The 16,662-nt window shown below is 72.4% G+C and carries 15 protein-coding genes; 6 read left to right on the top strand and 9 right to left on the bottom strand.

Annotated features, from left to right (window positions below):
* Positions 1 to 639: a 3'-5' exonuclease gene (locus ACWEN6_RS13400; protein WP_452570421.1), complete on the top strand. Its 639-nt coding sequence runs from the start codon at positions 1 to 3 to the stop codon at positions 637 to 639.
* 45 nt (positions 640 to 684) lie between these two features.
* On the opposite strand, the gene ACWEN6_RS13395 is transcribed toward ACWEN6_RS13400, so the two are convergent.
* A complete protein-coding gene (locus tag ACWEN6_RS13395) occupies positions 685 to 1,536 on the bottom strand; it encodes a GntR family transcriptional regulator (protein WP_452570420.1) in 852 nt (283 codons plus the stop codon).
* 139 nt (positions 1,537 to 1,675) lie between these two features.
* Between ACWEN6_RS13395 and ACWEN6_RS13390 the strand changes: the two genes are divergently transcribed.
* Together ACWEN6_RS13390 and ACWEN6_RS13385 are read left to right on the top strand one after the other, a co-directional pair.
* On the top strand, positions 1,676 to 2,152 hold the full coding sequence (locus ACWEN6_RS13390) for a hypothetical protein (protein ID WP_452570419.1): 477 nt from the start codon (positions 1,676 to 1,678) through the stop codon (positions 2,150 to 2,152).
* Complete coding sequence (locus ACWEN6_RS13385) at positions 2,149 to 3,462, top strand: hypothetical protein (RefSeq protein ID WP_452570418.1); 1,314 nt, start codon at positions 2,149 to 2,151, stop codon at positions 3,460 to 3,462. The genes ACWEN6_RS13390 and ACWEN6_RS13385 overlap by 4 nt, the downstream gene beginning before the upstream one ends.
* Positions 3,463 to 3,668: 206 nt before the next feature.
* Here ACWEN6_RS13385 and ACWEN6_RS13380 read toward each other — a convergent pair whose 3' ends face one another.
* Positions 3,669 to 3,836 (bottom strand): hypothetical protein, encoded by a 168-nt coding sequence (locus ACWEN6_RS13380; protein WP_452570417.1) that lies wholly within the window; start codon positions 3,834 to 3,836, stop codon positions 3,669 to 3,671.
* A gap of 181 nt (positions 3,837 to 4,017) precedes the next feature.
* On the opposite strand from ACWEN6_RS13380, the gene ACWEN6_RS13375 reads away from it, so the two are divergent.
* On the top strand, positions 4,018 to 6,129 hold the full coding sequence (locus tag ACWEN6_RS13375; protein ID WP_452570416.1) for an ATP-binding protein: 2,112 nt from the start codon (positions 4,018 to 4,020) through the stop codon (positions 6,127 to 6,129).
* Between the two features lie 321 nt (positions 6,130 to 6,450).
* Here the strand turns inward: ACWEN6_RS13375 and ACWEN6_RS13370 are convergent, their stop codons facing one another.
* Complete coding sequence (locus ACWEN6_RS13370) at positions 6,451 to 7,449, bottom strand: 4-epi-cubebol synthase (protein ID WP_452570415.1); 999 nt, start codon at positions 7,447 to 7,449, stop codon at positions 6,451 to 6,453.
* Positions 7,450 to 7,924: 475 nt separating this feature from the next.
* Here ACWEN6_RS13370 and ACWEN6_RS13365 point away from each other — a divergent pair, with 475 nt between their 5' ends.
* Positions 7,925 to 8,830 (top strand): proteasome assembly chaperone family protein, encoded by a 906-nt coding sequence (locus tag ACWEN6_RS13365; RefSeq protein ID WP_452570414.1) that lies wholly within the window; start codon positions 7,925 to 7,927, stop codon positions 8,828 to 8,830.
* On the top strand, positions 8,827 to 9,891 hold the full coding sequence (locus ACWEN6_RS13360; RefSeq protein WP_452570413.1) for a Gfo/Idh/MocA family oxidoreductase: 1,065 nt from the start codon (positions 8,827 to 8,829) through the stop codon (positions 9,889 to 9,891). The genes ACWEN6_RS13365 and ACWEN6_RS13360 overlap by 4 nt, the downstream gene beginning before the upstream one ends.
* A 22-nt stretch (positions 9,892 to 9,913) precedes the next feature.
* Here ACWEN6_RS13360 and ACWEN6_RS13355 read toward each other — a convergent pair whose 3' ends face one another.
* The 6 genes from ACWEN6_RS13355 to ACWEN6_RS13330 all read right to left on the bottom strand — a co-directional run bounded on the left by ACWEN6_RS13355 (position 9,914) and on the right by ACWEN6_RS13330 (position 16,651).
* Positions 9,914 to 10,516, bottom strand: a complete 603-nt coding sequence (locus ACWEN6_RS13355; RefSeq protein ID WP_452570412.1) for a helix-turn-helix domain-containing protein — start codon at positions 10,514 to 10,516, stop codon at positions 9,914 to 9,916.
* A 418-nt stretch (positions 10,517 to 10,934) separates the two neighbouring features.
* The gene (locus tag ACWEN6_RS13350; RefSeq protein ID WP_452570411.1) at positions 10,935 to 11,927 is read right to left on the bottom strand and encodes a glycosyltransferase family 2 protein; all 993 of its coding nucleotides are present in this window, start codon (positions 11,925 to 11,927) and stop codon (positions 10,935 to 10,937) included.
* A 263-nt stretch (positions 11,928 to 12,190) separates the two neighbouring features.
* Positions 12,191 to 13,357, bottom strand: a complete 1,167-nt coding sequence (locus ACWEN6_RS13345; protein ID WP_452570410.1) for a glycosyltransferase family 4 protein — start codon at positions 13,355 to 13,357, stop codon at positions 12,191 to 12,193.
* On the bottom strand, positions 13,297 to 14,334 hold the full coding sequence (locus tag ACWEN6_RS13340) for a lysylphosphatidylglycerol synthase domain-containing protein (protein ID WP_452570409.1): 1,038 nt from the start codon (positions 14,332 to 14,334) through the stop codon (positions 13,297 to 13,299). Before ACWEN6_RS13340 ends, ACWEN6_RS13345 begins: the two co-directional genes overlap by 61 nt.
* Positions 14,334 to 15,665 (bottom strand): endonuclease/exonuclease/phosphatase family protein, encoded by a 1,332-nt coding sequence (locus ACWEN6_RS13335; protein WP_452570408.1) that lies wholly within the window; start codon positions 15,663 to 15,665, stop codon positions 14,334 to 14,336. Before ACWEN6_RS13335 ends, ACWEN6_RS13340 begins: the two co-directional genes overlap by 1 nt.
* Positions 15,662 to 16,651: a UbiA prenyltransferase family protein gene (locus ACWEN6_RS13330; protein ID WP_452570407.1), complete on the bottom strand. Its 990-nt coding sequence runs from the start codon at positions 16,649 to 16,651 to the stop codon at positions 15,662 to 15,664. The genes ACWEN6_RS13335 and ACWEN6_RS13330 overlap by 4 nt, the downstream gene beginning before the upstream one ends.
* Positions 16,652 to 16,662 lie beyond the last annotated feature (11 nt).

Here is a 16,662-nt window from a genome sequence, read left to right as displayed (position 1 = left end):
ATGCAGCAGCCGTGGACGACCGCTCCCCTGGTGGCCTTCGACCTGGAAGGCACTGGCAGCCAGGACAGCGACAACGAGGCGATCCTCGAGGTCGGGGTCGTCCCCCTGGTCGACGGCCGCCCTGACATGGCGGGGAGCTACCAGTCCACGGTGAACCCGGGGCGGCGCATCGCGCGCCGCCCCTGGATCTCCCCGGGCCTGACCAATGAGTCACTCGCCGTCGCCCCGCCGCTGGATGCCGTCGCCCCGGAACTCGTGGCCCGTCTGGACGGGGCGTTCATCGTCGGGCACAACGTCGCGGTCGACTGGCGGCTGCTGTCGCGGCGGTGCCCTGCCGTCCGCCCGGCCGCGCTCATCGACACGCTGAAACTCGCCCGGACCGCTGCGGCGAACCGTGAGCTGAGCTTGACGGCGCTGCTTTCGGCCTTCGGGCTCACCGACGAGGTGACCGCCCTCGTCGGCCGGCAGACGCCGCACCGCGCGCTGTGGGACGCGACCGGTGCCGCGCTGCTCCTGGCTGAGCTGGTCTGCCGGCTCCCCAGAGGCTCCGCCCTCACCATCGCCCGTCTCCACCACGCGGCAGGGCTGCCGCTCAACGTGGAATCCGACAAGACCGGCGATGCGCTGCTGCTGTTCTGAGCCCGCCCATGCCGTCGCCCGTGAGGCCTGCGAGGAGCTGACGGTCTAAGGCAGCGGGGTTAGCCGCAGCCCCTTGTGGCCGATGCGCACCCGGGCGCCGTCGGCAACCCGGCGCAGCAGCTCGACGGCGCGGCCTTGCTCGTTGTAGGTGATGCGGTCGGCTACCAGGACGGGAGCGCTGGGGCGGACCTTCATGATGGCCGCCTCTTCTTGGGTGGCGGCCCGTGCGCCGATCATGTCGTCGATCGTCTTGGTGGCCGGGTCGAGAATGCCTGCGGTGGCCAGCGCGGCGTCGATGCCGCCCTCGACGCGCGCTTTCCCGGCGATGGGTGTCCCCTCGACCAGGTCGAGCGGGTAGTACGCGGCGTCGATGCACGCGGGGACGCGGTCCAAGGTGGCGTGCCGGGAGCGGACGACGACATCGGCGCCGGGGGTGATGGCGAGCGCGCCGGCGACGTCGACCGGGGCGGGGATGGTGCCGACGCCGATGATCAGCATGTCGCCGGTGCGGCCGGCCTGTTCGCAGGCGACCTGCCAGGGGCCGGTGGGAGTACCCGCAGGGATGTTGAGGGTGAGGTCGACGGGGACGGGGCGCGGCCGGACGAGCAGGCGGCCCCGCTCGGTGGATCGTGACAGGAGCCCTTCGGTGCGCAGTATCCGGGTGGCCGCGGCCAGTGTGCTGGTGGAGACTCCGAGCGTCTCCAGCAGTTCCGCTTGCCTGGGCAGGGTGGAGCCGGGCGGGTAGACGCCGGTGTCGATGAGGGCCCTCAGTTTCTCCGCGATCTGGAGATAGAGCGGCGCTGCTGGGCGCTCGACTGCCACGGACGTCCTCTCTAGCGCTGCCACCTCGAAGACCTGGATGCTCTCACAGTTCCAGTTGACGTGGCATTCGTTCATGGTGCATCCTGCTCACGGTACAGTCAGTTATGCGAATAACTGACCAGGACTCGAGTAAAGAAAGACGACCCCCGACGTCGCCAACGCCGAAGGCCGTCCCTTGTTACACCTGGCCCACCCACTGAGCCTGGAGACCCACATGACCACACCAGCCCCGAAGGGAGTCGTGTCTCTTGTGAGTGCACGTCAAAGTATGACATCGGCGGGCGATGCCCGCCGCATGCACGGCCGACAACTCCACGACTTGCTCTCCGCAGCCGCTAAGCCATGCTCCGATGACAACGAGCCTTGGTTCGAGGTGCCAGTCAGGAGCGAGTTTCAGTCCCGGGAGGTGTGCCGGGGCTGTCTGGTGCCGAATCTGTGCTTCGAGCAGGCGGTGCGGGATGAGACCCGGCTGGTTCGGGCGCACATCGCGACCCGCCTCGTCCAGGGGCGCGGCGGCGCCGATCCGCTGCAGGTCGCGGTCAAGACCATCGTCCAGGGCGTCCGCGGTGGCGTCTCGGTCAACGCCAGACGCGTCATCGTCGCCAAGCGCGCCCAGCGCCTCGATACGCAAGCCCGTGGGCAAGCACATACGCAAGCGCAAGCCTCGACGTCAGAGACGAGGGTGGCGTGAACATCGACATCACCGGCCTGCCGTTCCTCGGCGAGATTCCGAACTGGGTGAAGACCAATCCCCTCACCGCCGGGATCATCGCCGTCTGCGTGGCGGTGATCGTGCTGCTGGCGTGGAGGACCGTGCGGTGGGGTAAGCGGCGCGTCCAGGACGTGATCGCGGGCCGCCCTGGGGAGGACGTGCTGACCGTGGTGGCTGCGACCATCGCGACCGGTGTGTCCGCGCAGGGCATGTGGCGCTTCTCCGGCGACGTCCTCGGCTTCGACGGCCCGCTGCGCGCCCTGCTGTTCGCGTTCATCGAGGTCGCGATGATCACCAGCGCGGTCCGGGCGCGGCGCAACATGCGGGAGAACCACGCCGCGGGTATCGACGGCATCGCGGTGTGGGCGTTGACCTGCCTGTCGGCGGTGCTGTCGGCCATGGACGCCCGCAGCCTCGCCGAAGCGGCGTTCCGGCTCGCCGCTCCGCTGGTCGCCGCGTGGCTGTGGGAGCGCGGCATGGCGATCGAACGGCACCGCATCACCGGCCGTTCCCGCATCAAGTGGCGGCTGACGCCCGAACGCGCCATGGTCCGGCTCGGGCTGGCCGAGGTCAGCGACCGCACCGCCAGCGAGGTCGACGCCCATCGCAGGCTCACCCGCGTCGCCCTGGCCGCCAAGCGGGCGCGCGCGCTGCGCGAGGCCGGCGCCCCCGACCGCAAGATGCGGGCCGCGCTCGCCAGGCTCGACCGCGTCATGGACCAGGCCGTGGAGCACACCGGCCTGGCGGTGGACGCCGGGCGCCAGGAGGCCCTGCTCCAGCAGATCGGCGCGCTGTACAACACCAGCGCCCTCATCGACCTGCGCCCGCCGGTGCCGTGGGGCCCCGAGCCGGAGGAGGAGCGGCAGCACGCGCTGCCGGTGGCCGCCTCCCCCGTCGCGGCGTACATCGCCGACGACGACGAGGAGGCCGAGATCATGGAGGCCGAGTCCGCCCCGCAGGTGGTGGACACCGCCCAGCGTGCCGCCCTGCTGCGCGCGGCCCGGTCCTACTGGGACCGGCAGATCGAGCGCAAGATCGTCCCCCGGGCGGCCGACATCGCCAGGGAGATCGGCATCTCGCTCACCACGGCCAGGGAGTACCGCGCGCTGTGGAAGCTGGAGCCGCGCGCCCACGCGCTCATCGAGATCGCCTACAACGAGCACGGCATCGTCGACACCGGCACCTTCCCCGCGATCGTGGTGCCCGACAAGGCGGAGCGCACCGAGCAGCGTGAGCGCGTGCTCAGCGTGAACGGCTCGGCCCCGGCGGCCGACGCCGTCGGCGCCTGACCGCGCGGCCGGGAGGCGAAAGGAAGTCGGAGGGAAGGCGGAGGAAGGTAGCCGAGGAAGACGGCGGCGGCCCGAAGGCCGGTTGAGGACCTTCGGGCCGTGACGGACAGGTGATGGGCTCCGCGAGCAGCGGAGCCCGGGCGACGGTGTGAGTCCCTGGCCCGAAGGCCGCTCCTTCGGGTGGCCGTTCGCAGGCCTTCCCGGCGTCAGTCCCAGTGGGGTGGGCGCTCTTCCAGCAGGTGGGACACATCGTCGGATGAGCGCCACTCGCCCCAACCTGAGTCGGTGTCGTCGCTCGTCTGGTCTGGCAGCACCGGCAGCCCCTCATCGAAGAGGTCCACCGGACGCAGGTCATCCGGCTCATGCACAGTCACGAGGACAATGCTACGCGGCCGGCGGGCGGTACGACCGCCGCCCCCACCGGCATCATCGGTCCCGCAGTCACCATGGCGACCACGCGCCGCCGTACATTCGCGGCGCAAGGACAGCCAACCGCTCGCACAGGTACGATGCGGAAGCAGGTAGCACGCCGGAACGACCCCCGTGAGGCGGCCCATGGCACCCCCGTCAGGATGGCGCAGAGAGGGCAACCTGCCCGCGGAGCTCACCAGCTTCGTCGGCAGAGAACGCCTGCTGGCCACCATCAGGCAACGCCTCCAGGAGTCCCGCCTCGTCACGGTGACCGGCATCGGAGGCGTCGGCAAGTCGCGCACCGCGCTGCGCATCGCCCACCAGGTGGGGCCGCAGTTCGCCGACGGCGTCTGGTACGTCGACCTGTCCCGGCTGCAGGACCCGACGATGGTGCCGCACGCCGTCAACGCCGCGCTCGGCATCGCCGACCAGTCCGCCCGGCCCGAGGTCGAGACGCTCACCGAGTGGATGACCCCGCGCGATCTGCTGGTCGTCCTCGACTCCTGCGAGCACCTGCTCGACCCGTGCGCGCATCTGATCCAGCAACTGCTGCGTGACGCCCCGCACGTCCGGGTGCTGGCCACCAGCAGGCAGTCGCTCGGCGTGCAGGGCGAGCAGACGATCCCGGTGGCGCCGCTGCTGGTGCCCGGCGACGACGGCGGCGAGAGCCCGTTCGTCAACGAGTCGGTCCAGCTGTTCACCGAGCGCGCCTGCGCGGTCCTGCCCGGTTTCACGGTGGACGAGGAGAACATCGCCGCGGTGTCGGAGCTGTGCCGCAGGCTCGACGGCATCCCGCTGGCCATCGAGCTGGCCTCGGTGCGCCTGCGCGCGCTGTCGGTGGAGCAGATCCTCACGTTACTGACCGACCGCTTCAGCCTGCTCGCGGGCGCCAGCCGCACGGCGCTGCCCCGCCACCAGACGCTGCGCGCGGCCATCGGCTGGAGCCACGAGCTGTGCGAGCCGGCCGAGCGGCTGCTGTGGGCGCGCCTTTCCATCTTCTCCGGCGACTTCGAGCTGGAGGCCGCCCGCTACGTCTGCGCCAGTGAAGACCTGCCCGCCGAGAACGTCATGGACCTCATCGCCGGCCTGGTGGAGAAGTCCATCCTGCTGAGCAGCAACGAGCGGGCCGGGGTCCGCTACCGCCTCATCGACACGCTGCGGCACTACGGCAAGGAGTGGCTGGACAAGCTCGGCGAGACCGACCGGGTCAGGCGCCGCCACCGCGAGTACTACCTGCAGCTCGCCGAACGGGGCGAGCACGCCTGGTCGGGGCCGCGGCAGGTCTACTGGTTCGGGCGCATGCGCCAGGAGCACGACAACATCCGCGCCGCGCTGGACTACTGCCTGAGCGACCCGGCCGAGGCGCGCACCGGCCTCGAACTGCTGTCGTCCCTGTGGTTCATGTGGGTCGCCTGCGGGTTCGCCCGCGAGGGCCGGCTGTATCTGGAGCGGGCGCTGCACGCGAGCCCCCAGCCCAGCAAGGAGCGCTGCAAGGCGCTGTGGGTCCTCGCCTACGTCCGCAGCGCCCAGGGCGACACCGCGGCCGCGCTGGACGCCGCCGAGGCGTGCGCGACCGACGCCGTACGCGTGGGCGACTCGATCGCGGTCATCCTGGCGACGAAGATGCAGGGGTCCGCCGCGTTCCTGCAGGGCGACCTGCACAAGGCGACGGCCCTGCTGGGGGTGGCCATCGAGTTCCACCGCAGCGGGCGCGAGCTGAACCCCGGCCTGCTGCCCGCCATCGTCGAGCTGGCGGTCGTGCTGACCCAGCAGAACGAGCTGACCGAGGCCGAGTCGCTGCTGCGCGACTGCCGCCAGCTGTGCACCGAGCGCGGCGAGCTGTGGCTGCGCTCGTACGCGGTGTGGGCGACCTCGGCGATCGAGCGGATGACCGGCCGCACGCACGACGCCGTGCAGAGCGCGCAGGAGTCGCTGCGCATCAAGCGGCACTTCCACGACGTGCTGGGCGCCGTCCTGGCGATGGAGACGCTGTCGCAGCTCGCCGTCGACCAAGGCGAGCCGGCGAGGGCGGCGCGCATCCTCGGCGCCGCCCAGGCGAACTGGCGACTGTTCGGCCTGCCGCAGTTCGGCTCGCCGTTCTTCGGCACCGAACACGAGGCGTGCGTGAAGGAGTGCAAGCGGCTGCTCGGCGACGAGGTCTACCTTGAGCACTACCAGCAGGGCTCCCTGATGAACTTCGAGGAGGCCGTCAGCTACGCCATGGGCGAGATCGACCCGGGCGAGGTCCCCGCGTAGTGCGCCGTCCACGAACGTCCGCGGCTCCCCGCTCCGGCATGTGCTGGACGTGATCGGCGCCGGGTCGGCGAGTCGCGGTACGGCGATGTCGGCGCCGCCTACGGCGCCCGACCCGATCGCCCTGTGAAGGTACGTGGTCACCGCACCGGCCGCTCCCGCATGGCGGGGATGTGAGCGACCCGCGGAGATCACCGCCCGGCCGCTCGCCCCGGCCCGGTGCTCGATCGCACCCCGCCCGGCGTGATGCTCGGTCGGTCCCCACGTGGCCGCTCGCCCCGCCGGCTCGGTGTTCAGGTGCCCGGCGGGGCGCCCGTGGCTGGGTCAGTTCGTCCCGGCGTGGCCGGCGCACACCGGCATCGCGCCCTGCCACGCCTTGGTGTAGCGGCTGCTGGTGAGCGAGTAGGCGACGCTGCCGCTGATCCAGTGCTCCAGGCCCCGGACGTAGGCCGAGACGGCGGGCGAGCCCAGTGCCTCCAGTACGGCCCGGAGGGCGACCATCCGGGTGACGGCGGCGTCCCTCATCCTGCCGATCTGGTTCATCGACTCCTGGATCGAGCGGTGCCGGTGGCGGGCGAGCACGTTGACGAGGTTGTTGCGGGCGTTGACGCCGCGCCGTTCCTTGGCGTAGGAGAGCAGGTCGTTGTCCCACACCACCACGTCGTTGGCGCTCTCGGTGATCGCGGCGAGGTCCGGCTGCCGCCACTCGTCGGGGGTGAGCGGGCGCCCGGTGGCCAGGTCGATCAGCGCGAAGACCGTCAGCATGGCCCCCGTCCTGCGGCGCATGAAGATGTAGTCGCCGACGGTGGGGACCACGGCGTCCTCGCGGTTGGCCGCCTCCCACACCTGGGCGAACAGGTAGTCCTTGGTGACGGTGCGCCAGCGGTCGAGCTGGTCGGGGCTGCCCGCGGCGCGCACGCGGCCCTTGATGTCCAGCATGGCGCGGGCGAAGGGGTTGTCCACGGGCGCGCCCGGGGCGGGGTCCTCGTCGAGGACGGCGAGCAGTTGCGGCAGCGCGCGGGCGATCTCCGCGGCGCGGCGGTCGCACTCGCAGAAGGCGTCGTCGAAGGCGAACAGCCAGACGCACCAGTCGGTGACCAGCCGGAGCATGTCGTGGGCGGCGTAGGGGTAGGTGCGGGCGCCCAGCCAGCCGTATCCGGCCTCGCGGTAGCGGTCGAGTTCGGCGGGGTCGACGATCATCCGGCTGGCGACCAGCCAGGAGAAGGTCTCGGCGTCGATCTGTTCCGCGTAGGGGCTGACCAGGCTGGGGAATGGAGACGACAAAGGCGGAAGAAGGAGCTTGGACGGCGCTAAATCAGCCATCCCCACATCATGACAACAAAGGGCCCATATAACTACACGGCGATAGGCCCGGATGTGCGCGGTTATTTCGTTTCACGCGCGAACCATTCCGGGAATTCGGCGTGTCCGAACACCTGGGCGGTCTCCCACGCGGACGGGGTGCCCCGCGCGGGGTCGGCGCCCGCCTCCCAGCAGAGCGCCCACCACCTCGGGCTTCTTCTGAAACACGGCCGGGAACACGGCCTGGAACACGGCCCCGGCGAGCGGGTGACAGCCGGGTGGCGAGCTCCTCGACGTCCCCGCCCCCCGCACGGCCTCCATCGTGCGACCGGCCCGCCGGGCGAACCCGCGAGCGACCCCCGGGCCGGCCCGCGACGGGGTCCCCGGTGGCGTCGCGGGTGGAGGCCGCTTCCCGTAGCCGGAGACCGCCCGGCGGAATCGTCAGCGCATCCCATAGGTTCTGTGTTGAGAGACGATAGAAAGGCTGGGACCCAAGGTGTTCGACCCGACGGATCTTTACCGGCTCAGCGGTGATGTCCCTGAGCTGACCGATCCGGTGCTGCTCTACCACTTCGAGGGTTTCGTGGACGCCGGAGGAGCCGGACGGCTCGCCGTGGGTCACCTGCTCGCCGAGCTGGAGCACCGGGTCGTGGCGACGTTCGACGTCGACCGGCTGCTGGACTACCGCTCGCGCCGCCCTCTGATGACCTTCGACACCGACCGCTGGGTCGACTGCGAGTCGCCTGAGCTGGCCGTGCATCTGACCCATGACGCCTCCGGCACCCCGTTCCTGGTGATGAGCGGCCCGGAGCCCGACCGCGAGTGGGAGCTGTTCGTGGAGGCGATCGGCACGCTCGCCACCCGGCTCAACGTCGGCAGGCTGGTCACCGCGCACGGCATCCCGATGGCCGCGCCGCACACCCGCCCCCTCGGCATGACCGCGCACGGCACCCGGCCCGGCCTGGCCGCCGGCCCGGGGAGCCCGTTCGGCCGCATCCAGGTGCCCGGCAGCGCCGCCGCCCTGCTGGAGCTGCGGCTCGGCGCCCGGGGTCACGACGCGGTCGGCTACGCCATCCACGTCCCGCACTACCTGGCCCAGGCCGAGTACCCGAGCGCGGCGGTGACGGCGCTGGAGGCGATCAGCCGCGGCACCGGCCTGGTGTTCCCGCTGGACGGCCTGCGCGACGCCGCCGAGAAGACCACGGCCGAGATCGAGGAGCAGATCATCGCCTCGACCGAGCTCTCGACGGCCATCCAGGGTCTTGAGCAGCAGTACGACGCCTTCAACGCCGGCGCCGAGCGGGAGAACCTCATGGCCGAGAGCACGCCGATGCCGACCGGTGACGAGCTGGCCGCCCAGTTCGAGCGCTTCCTGGCCGAGCGGGACGAGAAGGACTCATGATCGATGTCGGCCTGGCCGGATACGGCCCGGCCGGGGCGTTCTTCCACGCGCCCCTGATCGCGGCCACCCCCGGGCTGCGCCTTTCCGCCGTGGTGACGCGCAGCGCGGAGAGGGCGGCCCAGGTCGCGCGCGATCACCCGGACGCCGCGGTCGTCCCCTCGGTGGACGAGCTGCTCGCCCGCGGCCCCGGCCTGGTCGTCATCGCCTCCCCCAACCGCACCCACGCTCCCCTCGCCCGGCAGGTTCTGTCCGCCGGGGTCCCCGTGGTGGTGGACAAGCCGATGGCCGCCACCGCCGCCGAGGCCCTGGAACTGGCCGAGCTGGCGCGCGGGCGCGGCCTGATGCTGACGGCGTTCCAGAACCGCCGCTGGGACGGCGACTTCCGCACCCTGGGCACTCTGGACCTCGGCGAGGTCCACCGCCTGGAGTCGCGCTTCGAGCGCTGGCGGCCGGTGCCCAAGGGCGGGTGGCGCGAGAACGGCGGCCCGGAGGAGCTGGGCGGCCTGCTGTACGACCTGGGCAGCCACCTGGTCGACCAGGCGCTGCGGTTCCTCGGCCCGGTCACCGACGTGTACGCCGAGGCCGACGTGCGGAGGGCCGGGGTGGGCGCCGACGACGACGCGTTCATCGCGCTCACCCATGCGAGCGGCGCCCGGTCGCACCTGTGGATGAGCGCGGTCGCCGCGCAGCTCGGGCCGAGGTTCAGGGTGCTCGGCTCGCGTGGCGCCTACGTCAAGTGGGGACTGGACCCGCAGGAGGAGCGCCTGCGCGCCGGCGAGCGGCCGGGCGGCCCCGGGTGGGGCGCCGAGCCCGCCGACCGCTGGGGCCTGCTCGGCGTGGACGGGGAGGCCCGCAGGGTCGAGACACTGCCCGGTGCGTACCAGGACTTCTACGCCGGCGTCGTCGCCGCGCTGACCGAGGGGGCGCCGCCGCCGGTCGACCCGGTGGAGGTCGCCGAGGCCCTCGCCGTTCTCGGCGCGGCGCGCGTCTCGGCCGCCGAACGCCGCGTGGTCGCCCTGGAGGCGCCGGCCGCTCGCCCACCGTGGGTCACGCCCGGTTGACCCGGGCGCGCCCCGGCGGTGCTCAGGCGGGGTCGTGGAGCAGCCCGTTCCGCATGGCCAGCACGACGGCCTGCGTGCGGTTGGGCGAATTCAGCTTCAGCAGGATATTGCCGACGAGGCGTTTCGCTCCGTGCACGGATATGTACAGCCGCTGAGCGATTTCCTTGTTGCTCAACCCGTCGGCGAGCAATTCCAGGGCTTCCTGCTCTCTGGAAGTCAGTTCCACGAATCGCGGGTGCGAGTTGCGCAGATTGCGCGTCGCCGAGTCGAACACCTGGGAAAGAATCGTGGACGGCATGGGCATCTCGTTGCGCACGGTCCTGACCAGCGCGTCCTCCAGCGCATGCCGGGTGAGCCCGCTTTCCAGGAGGTAGCCGTCCGGCCGGATGGCCAGAAGTTTCTCGGTGTCCTTGACGCTGTCGTCGTCGACGAAGGCCAGCACCCGGACGTTCGCGTCGCGGGCGACGCCCACGACCGTGCGGGCGACGTCCCAGTCGGCGTAGCTGACGATGACGACGTCGAGGTGGGCGAGCCCTCGCGGGTCGAGCGCGGCACGGGCCGGGACCTCGCGGACGTCCCTGACAGCCGGTGACCCGTCCAGGGCCGCCTTGAGCCCATAGCGCAATATCTCATTCTTACAGGCGATTCCGACGTTGACGCTGGCGATCAATGTGCTGGTCGCCGGATTGCTACTTGGCTGTTTCACTCAATCCCCCGGATGGCTGAGGAGCTCCAAGTGCTGGTCAGATCGTTGCCCGATCACCTTCACGTCGTCCTGATCACCTCAAATCTCTCATTCGGCTCATTAATATCGGATATCCGGCCTGGCTCATTCTTCACATCTTAACAGAGCCATTACGATCCAGCCAGGCGACATAAACCCTATTCCTCCCGGCCCTTTCCCGCGCCCGGGGCACGCGAGAACGTCCTGGTGCCGGCCCGTTCGGCGGGCCGGCACCAGGACTCGGGCGGATGTCGTTCGCGAGCGGCGGCCGCCGCGGGCCGCCGTCGCCTCACCGAGCGTGACCGCTCGCCGAGCGGAATTAGTGGAGCGGCGTCTCGGCCCGCACGGTCGGCCGCCCGAAGTCGCGGTCCACCACCGACCGCAGCCCTCCGACAGCCGCTCCCGCCGCGATCGCGACGTTGATGGCGAAGTGGATCGCGGCGAACTTCGTCAGGAACCGCCAGCCGCGCCGGCGCGCGACGAACCGGTAGAGGGCCGGGTTGGAGCAGGAGAAGACCGCCGCGGACAGCACCGGCAGTACGGCGAGCCTCGGGGAGAACAGCACCGCCGGCAGGGCGGCCACCGTGAGGGAGGCCATCGCCACGCCGAGCGTGCTGTTGGGACGCAGCGCGCCCGGCCGGTTGCGGTGCCGGGCCACGAAGGGGATCATCAGCTGCGAGCGCCGGTACTGCTCGGAGAGCAGGTCCACCAGCCGGTCCTCGTCGTCGTGGTAGACCACGACCCGATCGGACAGGCAGATGCGGTGCGCGGCGGCCAGGCGCTCGCTGTACTCGACGTCCTCGAAGTCGCGCAGTTTCTCGTCGAACGGCCCGACCTCGTCGAACACCGACCGCGGCATCGCCGCCGCCTGGAACATCGCCGTCACCGTGGGGCCGGCCGCGCGCTTGCGGGCGTGGTGGGCCAGCATCGTCATCACCCACTCGACGGCGCCGTCGTCGATCATCGGCTCGGGGGCGACGACGCCGTGCACGAACCCGTAGCCCTCGCCGCCGCGGAGCACCGCGACCGCGTTCTCCAGCGCGTCCGGCGCCAGGGCCTGGTCTGAGTCCATGAAGAACAGGATGTCCCCGCCGCTCGCCGCCACCCCGGCGTTGCGCGCGGCCGACACCCCGCGGTTGTGCGGCGCCCGCACCACCTTGCACGGGAACCGTGCGGCGATCTCCAGCGAGTCGTCCGTGCTGGCGTCGTCGGAGACGATGACCTCGTAGGGCGGCAGCGTCTGGGCGAACACCGACTCCAGGCATCCGGCGAGCGTCTTGCCGTAGTTGTAGTTGGGGATGACGACCGACACCCGCGGCGGTCCGGGCGGCGGCGTCTCGGGTCGTGCGGACGGGCGGGGCGACGAGTCACGCGCTGACGGTTCGCGCAGTGCGGATTCCACGGTGTGCCTCCGGCGATCGAACGGACGGTAGGGCGGACGGTAGGGCGGACGGGCGGACGAACGATCCGGACGGACGGGAGACGGACGACCCGGCGGGCGGAGACGGGCGGACGATCCGGGCGGCCGGGTGATCTGGACGAGTGGGCGGACGAGCAGCGGGCGGAGCCGGGGCGTCAGGCGATCTTCCTGTGCGTCCGCGCCAGGGGGCGCCCCGCCGGCCGGCGGCCGGCGCCGAGCTCGCGGAACAGCTTCTCGTAGGCGTCGATGCACGCCTCCAGGCCGAACCTGGCGCGCGCTTCCCGCGCCCCGGCCGCGCGGCGTTCGGGCGTCATCGCACGGAGCTCGCCGATCGCCTCGGTGATCGCCGGCGCGTCGCCGGGCCGCACGAGGCGCCCGAAGCCGGTGGAGGTCACCGGGAACCGCCCGCCGGGGATGTCGGTGGTCACCGAGGGCACCCCCGCCATCATGGCCTCCGCCTGGACGATGCCGAACGACTCCGAGATGGAGGGAAGAGCGAACACGTCGATGGAGGCGTAGAAGTCGCGCATCCGCGCGCCGTCCAGCAGGCCGAGCAGCCGCACCCGCGGGTCGTCTCCGATGGCTTGACGGACCCGGGCGATGTCGCTGCCCCCGGCCACCTTCTCGTAGTCGCCGGCCAGCAGCAGCCGCGCGCCGGGCTCGGGCAGCGCGCGGAACGCCCGCACCAGGTACTGCAGCCCCTTCTCGGCGGCGATGCGGCCGGCGAACCCGACGTGCAGGCCCGGTCCCTCGCGGAAGGACGGCCGGCCGCCGCCGCGCTCCTGGCAGGGGGCGGGGATCGCGCGCAGGTCGGTGCGCCGCAGCGACGGCCACAGGCGCGAGTGCCGGGCCTGGTCGTCGCTGTTGGTGACCACCGCGGCGGAGTTGCGCATCGCCATCCGCGCGGAGGCGTCCACCGCGCCGATCACCGCCGGGCTCATCACGCTGCGCCGCAGCCACAGGTCGATGTGATAGGTCGTCACCACGGGCGTCGGGGCGCACAGCCGGGCGATGGGCCCGGCCTCCAGCATGGGAATGTGCAGGTTGGCCACCGAGGACGCCCGGGCGACCCGCGCCGCCACGAAAGGCAGCGACACGCTCACCGGGCCCCGGCTGATCGTCGTCACCACCGGACAGCGGAAGATCTCCACTCCGGCGCGGCTCTCCCGGCGCGGCAGGGACCGGTCGTGCTGCGCGGCGACCACCGCCACGCGCCAGCCGCGTCCGGCCAGGCCCTCGGCGATGGCGCGCGCCGAGTCGGTCAGCCCACTGACGTAGGGCGAGTAGTAGTTGAGGATGACTGCGAGGTCGAAATCGGCCACGGTGACCCCTCTTGTTGACGTTGGTATAGGGAGATGCGCAGTTGGGCGGCCAGCAGGGTGAGCCCGGCCACGGCGACCTCCGTCACCGTGCACAGCAGCCGGCTCGCCATCACCGCGACGCCGGCGGCGGGCAGGGGCAGCACGGAGGTCAGCGCCACCAGCAGCACCGCCTCGCGGACGCCGAGGCCGTCGGGCACCAGGATCATGAGGTAGCCGGCGACGGCGGCCACCCCGAACGCGCCGACGCACACCGGCAGCGACGCCGCCGGCGGGGCGCCCAGCGCGACGGCCAGCAGCCACAGCTGCACGCCCGACAGCAGCCACGACAACGTCTGGAGGGCGATCGCCCACCGCACGCTCGCGTCGGGCGCCCGGGTGGCCGGCTCGGGACGGCGCAGCAGCCGCGCGGCCGCGTCGGCCAGGCGGTGGGCCAGCCCCGGCCGGGCGAAGCACGCCACGACCGGGACGGCCGCCACCGCCATCACCGCCGGCCACACGACCGGGGAGCCGGGGAGCCCCGGCACGCCGGAGACGCCGCCGGCGCCGCCGAGCAGGGCGGGCGCGGCCACCAGGCCGGTCATCACACCGGTGAGCGAGGTGACGGCGATGTTGAGCACGTACAGCGTCGCCATGCGGGAGGCGGACAGGCCGAGCCTGCCGCCCATGCGGAGGTTGGCCAGCAGCGTCCACACGCGGCCGGGCACGAACTTGGCCAGGAAGCCGACGAAGAACACCCGGGCCGCGTCCGGCAGGCCGGCCCGGGATCCGAACCCGGTGGCCAGCGCCCGCCAGGCCAGCATGCCGAACCACAGGCCCGCCGCGTTGGTGGCGACCGCGGCCGCGATGAGCCACAGCGCCCGCGGCTCGGCCAGCCGCGCCAGCGACGACCAGGGCTGGTCCCTGAGCGTGATCGCCACGAACGCGGCCACGACCAGCGCCGCCGCGGCCGTGACGGCTCTGCGGAGCCAGGTGGCCATCACGCGACTCCCACCGAGAACGTCTGTCCCATGTGGTCCGACAGCCCGTCCGGGCCGACGAACCGGTAGCCGTCCACCCGTGCCCCGCCACGCGACATCACCCAGTCCAGCCGCCACAGCGGCCAGGGCACCGGACCGAGGCCCTGCACCGGCCAGCTCAGCGGCAGCGGCGCCGGGGACCGCGGGTTCTGGCAACTCGCCACCGCGCACATCCGGCGCAGGTCGCGCATCGAGGAGGTGGAGTTGAAGTCGCCCGCGACCACCGCCGGCAGCGCGTTGCCCGCCACCTCTGCCCGCAGCGCGCGCAGCTCGGCCTGCCTGCGGCCGTGCTGGTCGTGGATCACCCGGTAGAACCCCGCCGACAGCGGGCTGCGCCGGATGTCCACCTGCACGGCCAGGTGGACGTTGTAGAACGACACCACCGCGCCGCCCACGCGGAGGTCGGTCCTCAGCGCCTTGGTCGTGTAGTAGTCGCGCCACGGCGCCCCGGGCGGAGGTGCGCTGCCGTCCGCGGGGGACATCAGGGCCGAGGCGTCCACCGGACGGGACGCCACGACGGGCAGCCGCGAGATGGTGATCAGCTCGCTGGCCGCCACGACGTGGTAGCCGGGGAACGCCTCCCGCACCCGCCGGAGGTCGTCGATCCTGATCGGGTCGTCGCCGAAGTTGAGGTACTCCTGCAGCAGGTACACATCGGCGTGCTGGGCCCGCAGGTAGGCGTAGAACGCGCTGGGGTCCTCACCTTGATGCCAGTAGCCGGTGTTCCAGGAGAACACCTTCACCGTCCCCGCGGCCCCGGCCGCACCGGAGATGCCCGCGCCCGGGACGCCGCCGCCGGCCGGGGCCCCGCCGGGCAGGGTGAGGCCCGACAGGGCGGCGCCGAGCAGCAAGGACGCGACCTGGACCGTCCCGATGGGCAGCCGCACGGGCCGCGCGGCGAACGGGGTCAGGACGAGCAGCGCCAGCGGAACGACCGGCAGGAGGATCGGCGGGGCGAGCTCGACGACCAGCCAGAGCCACCACCGCCCGCTCAGCAGGGCGTGCGCCACCAGCAGCGCCGCCCAGGCCAGCGTCGCCGCCACGACCAGCCGTGTCCCGAGGCACCAGCGCGCCCGGGGCTGCCGCGCGCGCTCCGTCCTGCCCGGCGCTCCGGAGCCCCTGGGAACGCCGGACATGGCGGGCGCTCCAGCACCCCAGGGAACACCGGACAGGGCGGGCGCTCCGGAGCCCTCGGCACCGCCGGACGGGGCCGGGGCCGCGGAGACCCCGGCCGGCCCAGGGGCCGTGGTGTCGGCGTCGCGGCCGCCCGGGGAGCCGGTGACGGCCGTCACGAGGGCCACCCCGTGCCGCTGATGACGCCCAGCCGGGACAGCAGCGACAGCGCCACCAGCACCGCCGCGCACAGCGCCGCGGTGAACAGGATCGCCCGGTCGCGCAGCAGCGCCCGTACGGGGTCGCCGTCGGTGCCGCGCGCCGCGAGCATCTGCATGTACCGGAACAGCCCGAACAGTCCGAGGGGTGCCAGCGCCAGCAGCGCCGCGCTCTGGGAGAGGCCGCCCGCGGGGGCCGCCGCCGTGCCCCGGCTGAGGAACAGCAGGAACACCACGGTGGTCAGGCCCGCGCTGATGGTCACCATCTGGTCGAGCAGGGCGGTCGAGTACCCCGCGAGGGAAGGCCGGTGCGCCGTGCCGGCGTCGTCCAGTTCCCTGCGCCGCTTGCCCAGGATCAGGGTCATGCACAGGAAGAACAGGCACAGCAGCAGCCAGGCCGACGGGACCGAGCCCACCGCCACGTACCCGGCGACGACCCGGGCCTCGAAGCCGCTGACCACGATGAACACATCGACCAGCGGCACGTGCTTGAGCCCGGCGCTGTACAGCACGTTCAGCGTCAGGTAGATCACGACCGGCGCGGCGAGCCCGGGCGCCGCCAGCACCAGCGTCGCCACCAGCGCCGCCAGCAGCGCTCCCCCGAGCAGGACGGCCGCCTCGACCGAGACCCGGCCGGCCGCGATCGGACGGCGCCGCTTGACCGGGTGGCGGCGGTCCCGCTCACGGTCGGCGATGTCGTTGCCGACGTACACCAGCGAGGAGGCCAGGATGAACACCACCACGGCGATCACCAGGTCCGCCGCCGCCGACGGCCGCCACACCGCCGGGTCCACCAGCGGCAGCGGCACCACGAGCAGGTTCTTGGCCCACTGGTGGGGCCTGAGCAGGGCCAGCAGGTCGCGGGGACGCCCGCTCCTCGCTCCGCCGCGCGGGCCGGAGGGGACCGTGGCGGGCGGCGGTGGCAGCCCTAGCGAAGTTCCTGACACATCTACCTCCG

Source organism: Sphaerisporangium sp. NPDC004334, assembly GCF_053602655.1.
This window is presented reverse-complemented; position numbering and strand designations above follow the sequence as displayed.

Coding starts and splice junctions, on each gene's coding strand:
- ACWEN6_RS13390 (WP_452570419.1), top strand. CDS start 1,676: ATGACCACACCAGCCCCGAAGGGAGTCGTGTCTCTTGTGAGTGCACGT.
- ACWEN6_RS13370 (WP_452570415.1), bottom strand. CDS start 7,449: ATGGCTGATTTAGCGCCGTCCAAGCTCCTTCTTCCGCCTTTGTCGTCT.
- ACWEN6_RS13340 (WP_452570409.1), bottom strand. CDS start 14,334: ATGGCCACCTGGCTCCGCAGAGCCGTCACGGCCGCGGCGGCGCTGGTC.
- ACWEN6_RS13395 (WP_452570420.1), bottom strand. CDS start 1,536: ATGAACGAATGCCACGTCAACTGGAACTGTGAGAGCATCCAGGTCTTC.
- ACWEN6_RS13400 (WP_452570421.1), top strand. CDS start 1: ATGCAGCAGCCGTGGACGACCGCTCCCCTGGTGGCCTTCGACCTGGAA.
- ACWEN6_RS13360 (WP_452570413.1), top strand. CDS start 8,827: ATGATCGATGTCGGCCTGGCCGGATACGGCCCGGCCGGGGCGTTCTTC.
- ACWEN6_RS13375 (WP_452570416.1), top strand. CDS start 4,018: ATGGCACCCCCGTCAGGATGGCGCAGAGAGGGCAACCTGCCCGCGGAG.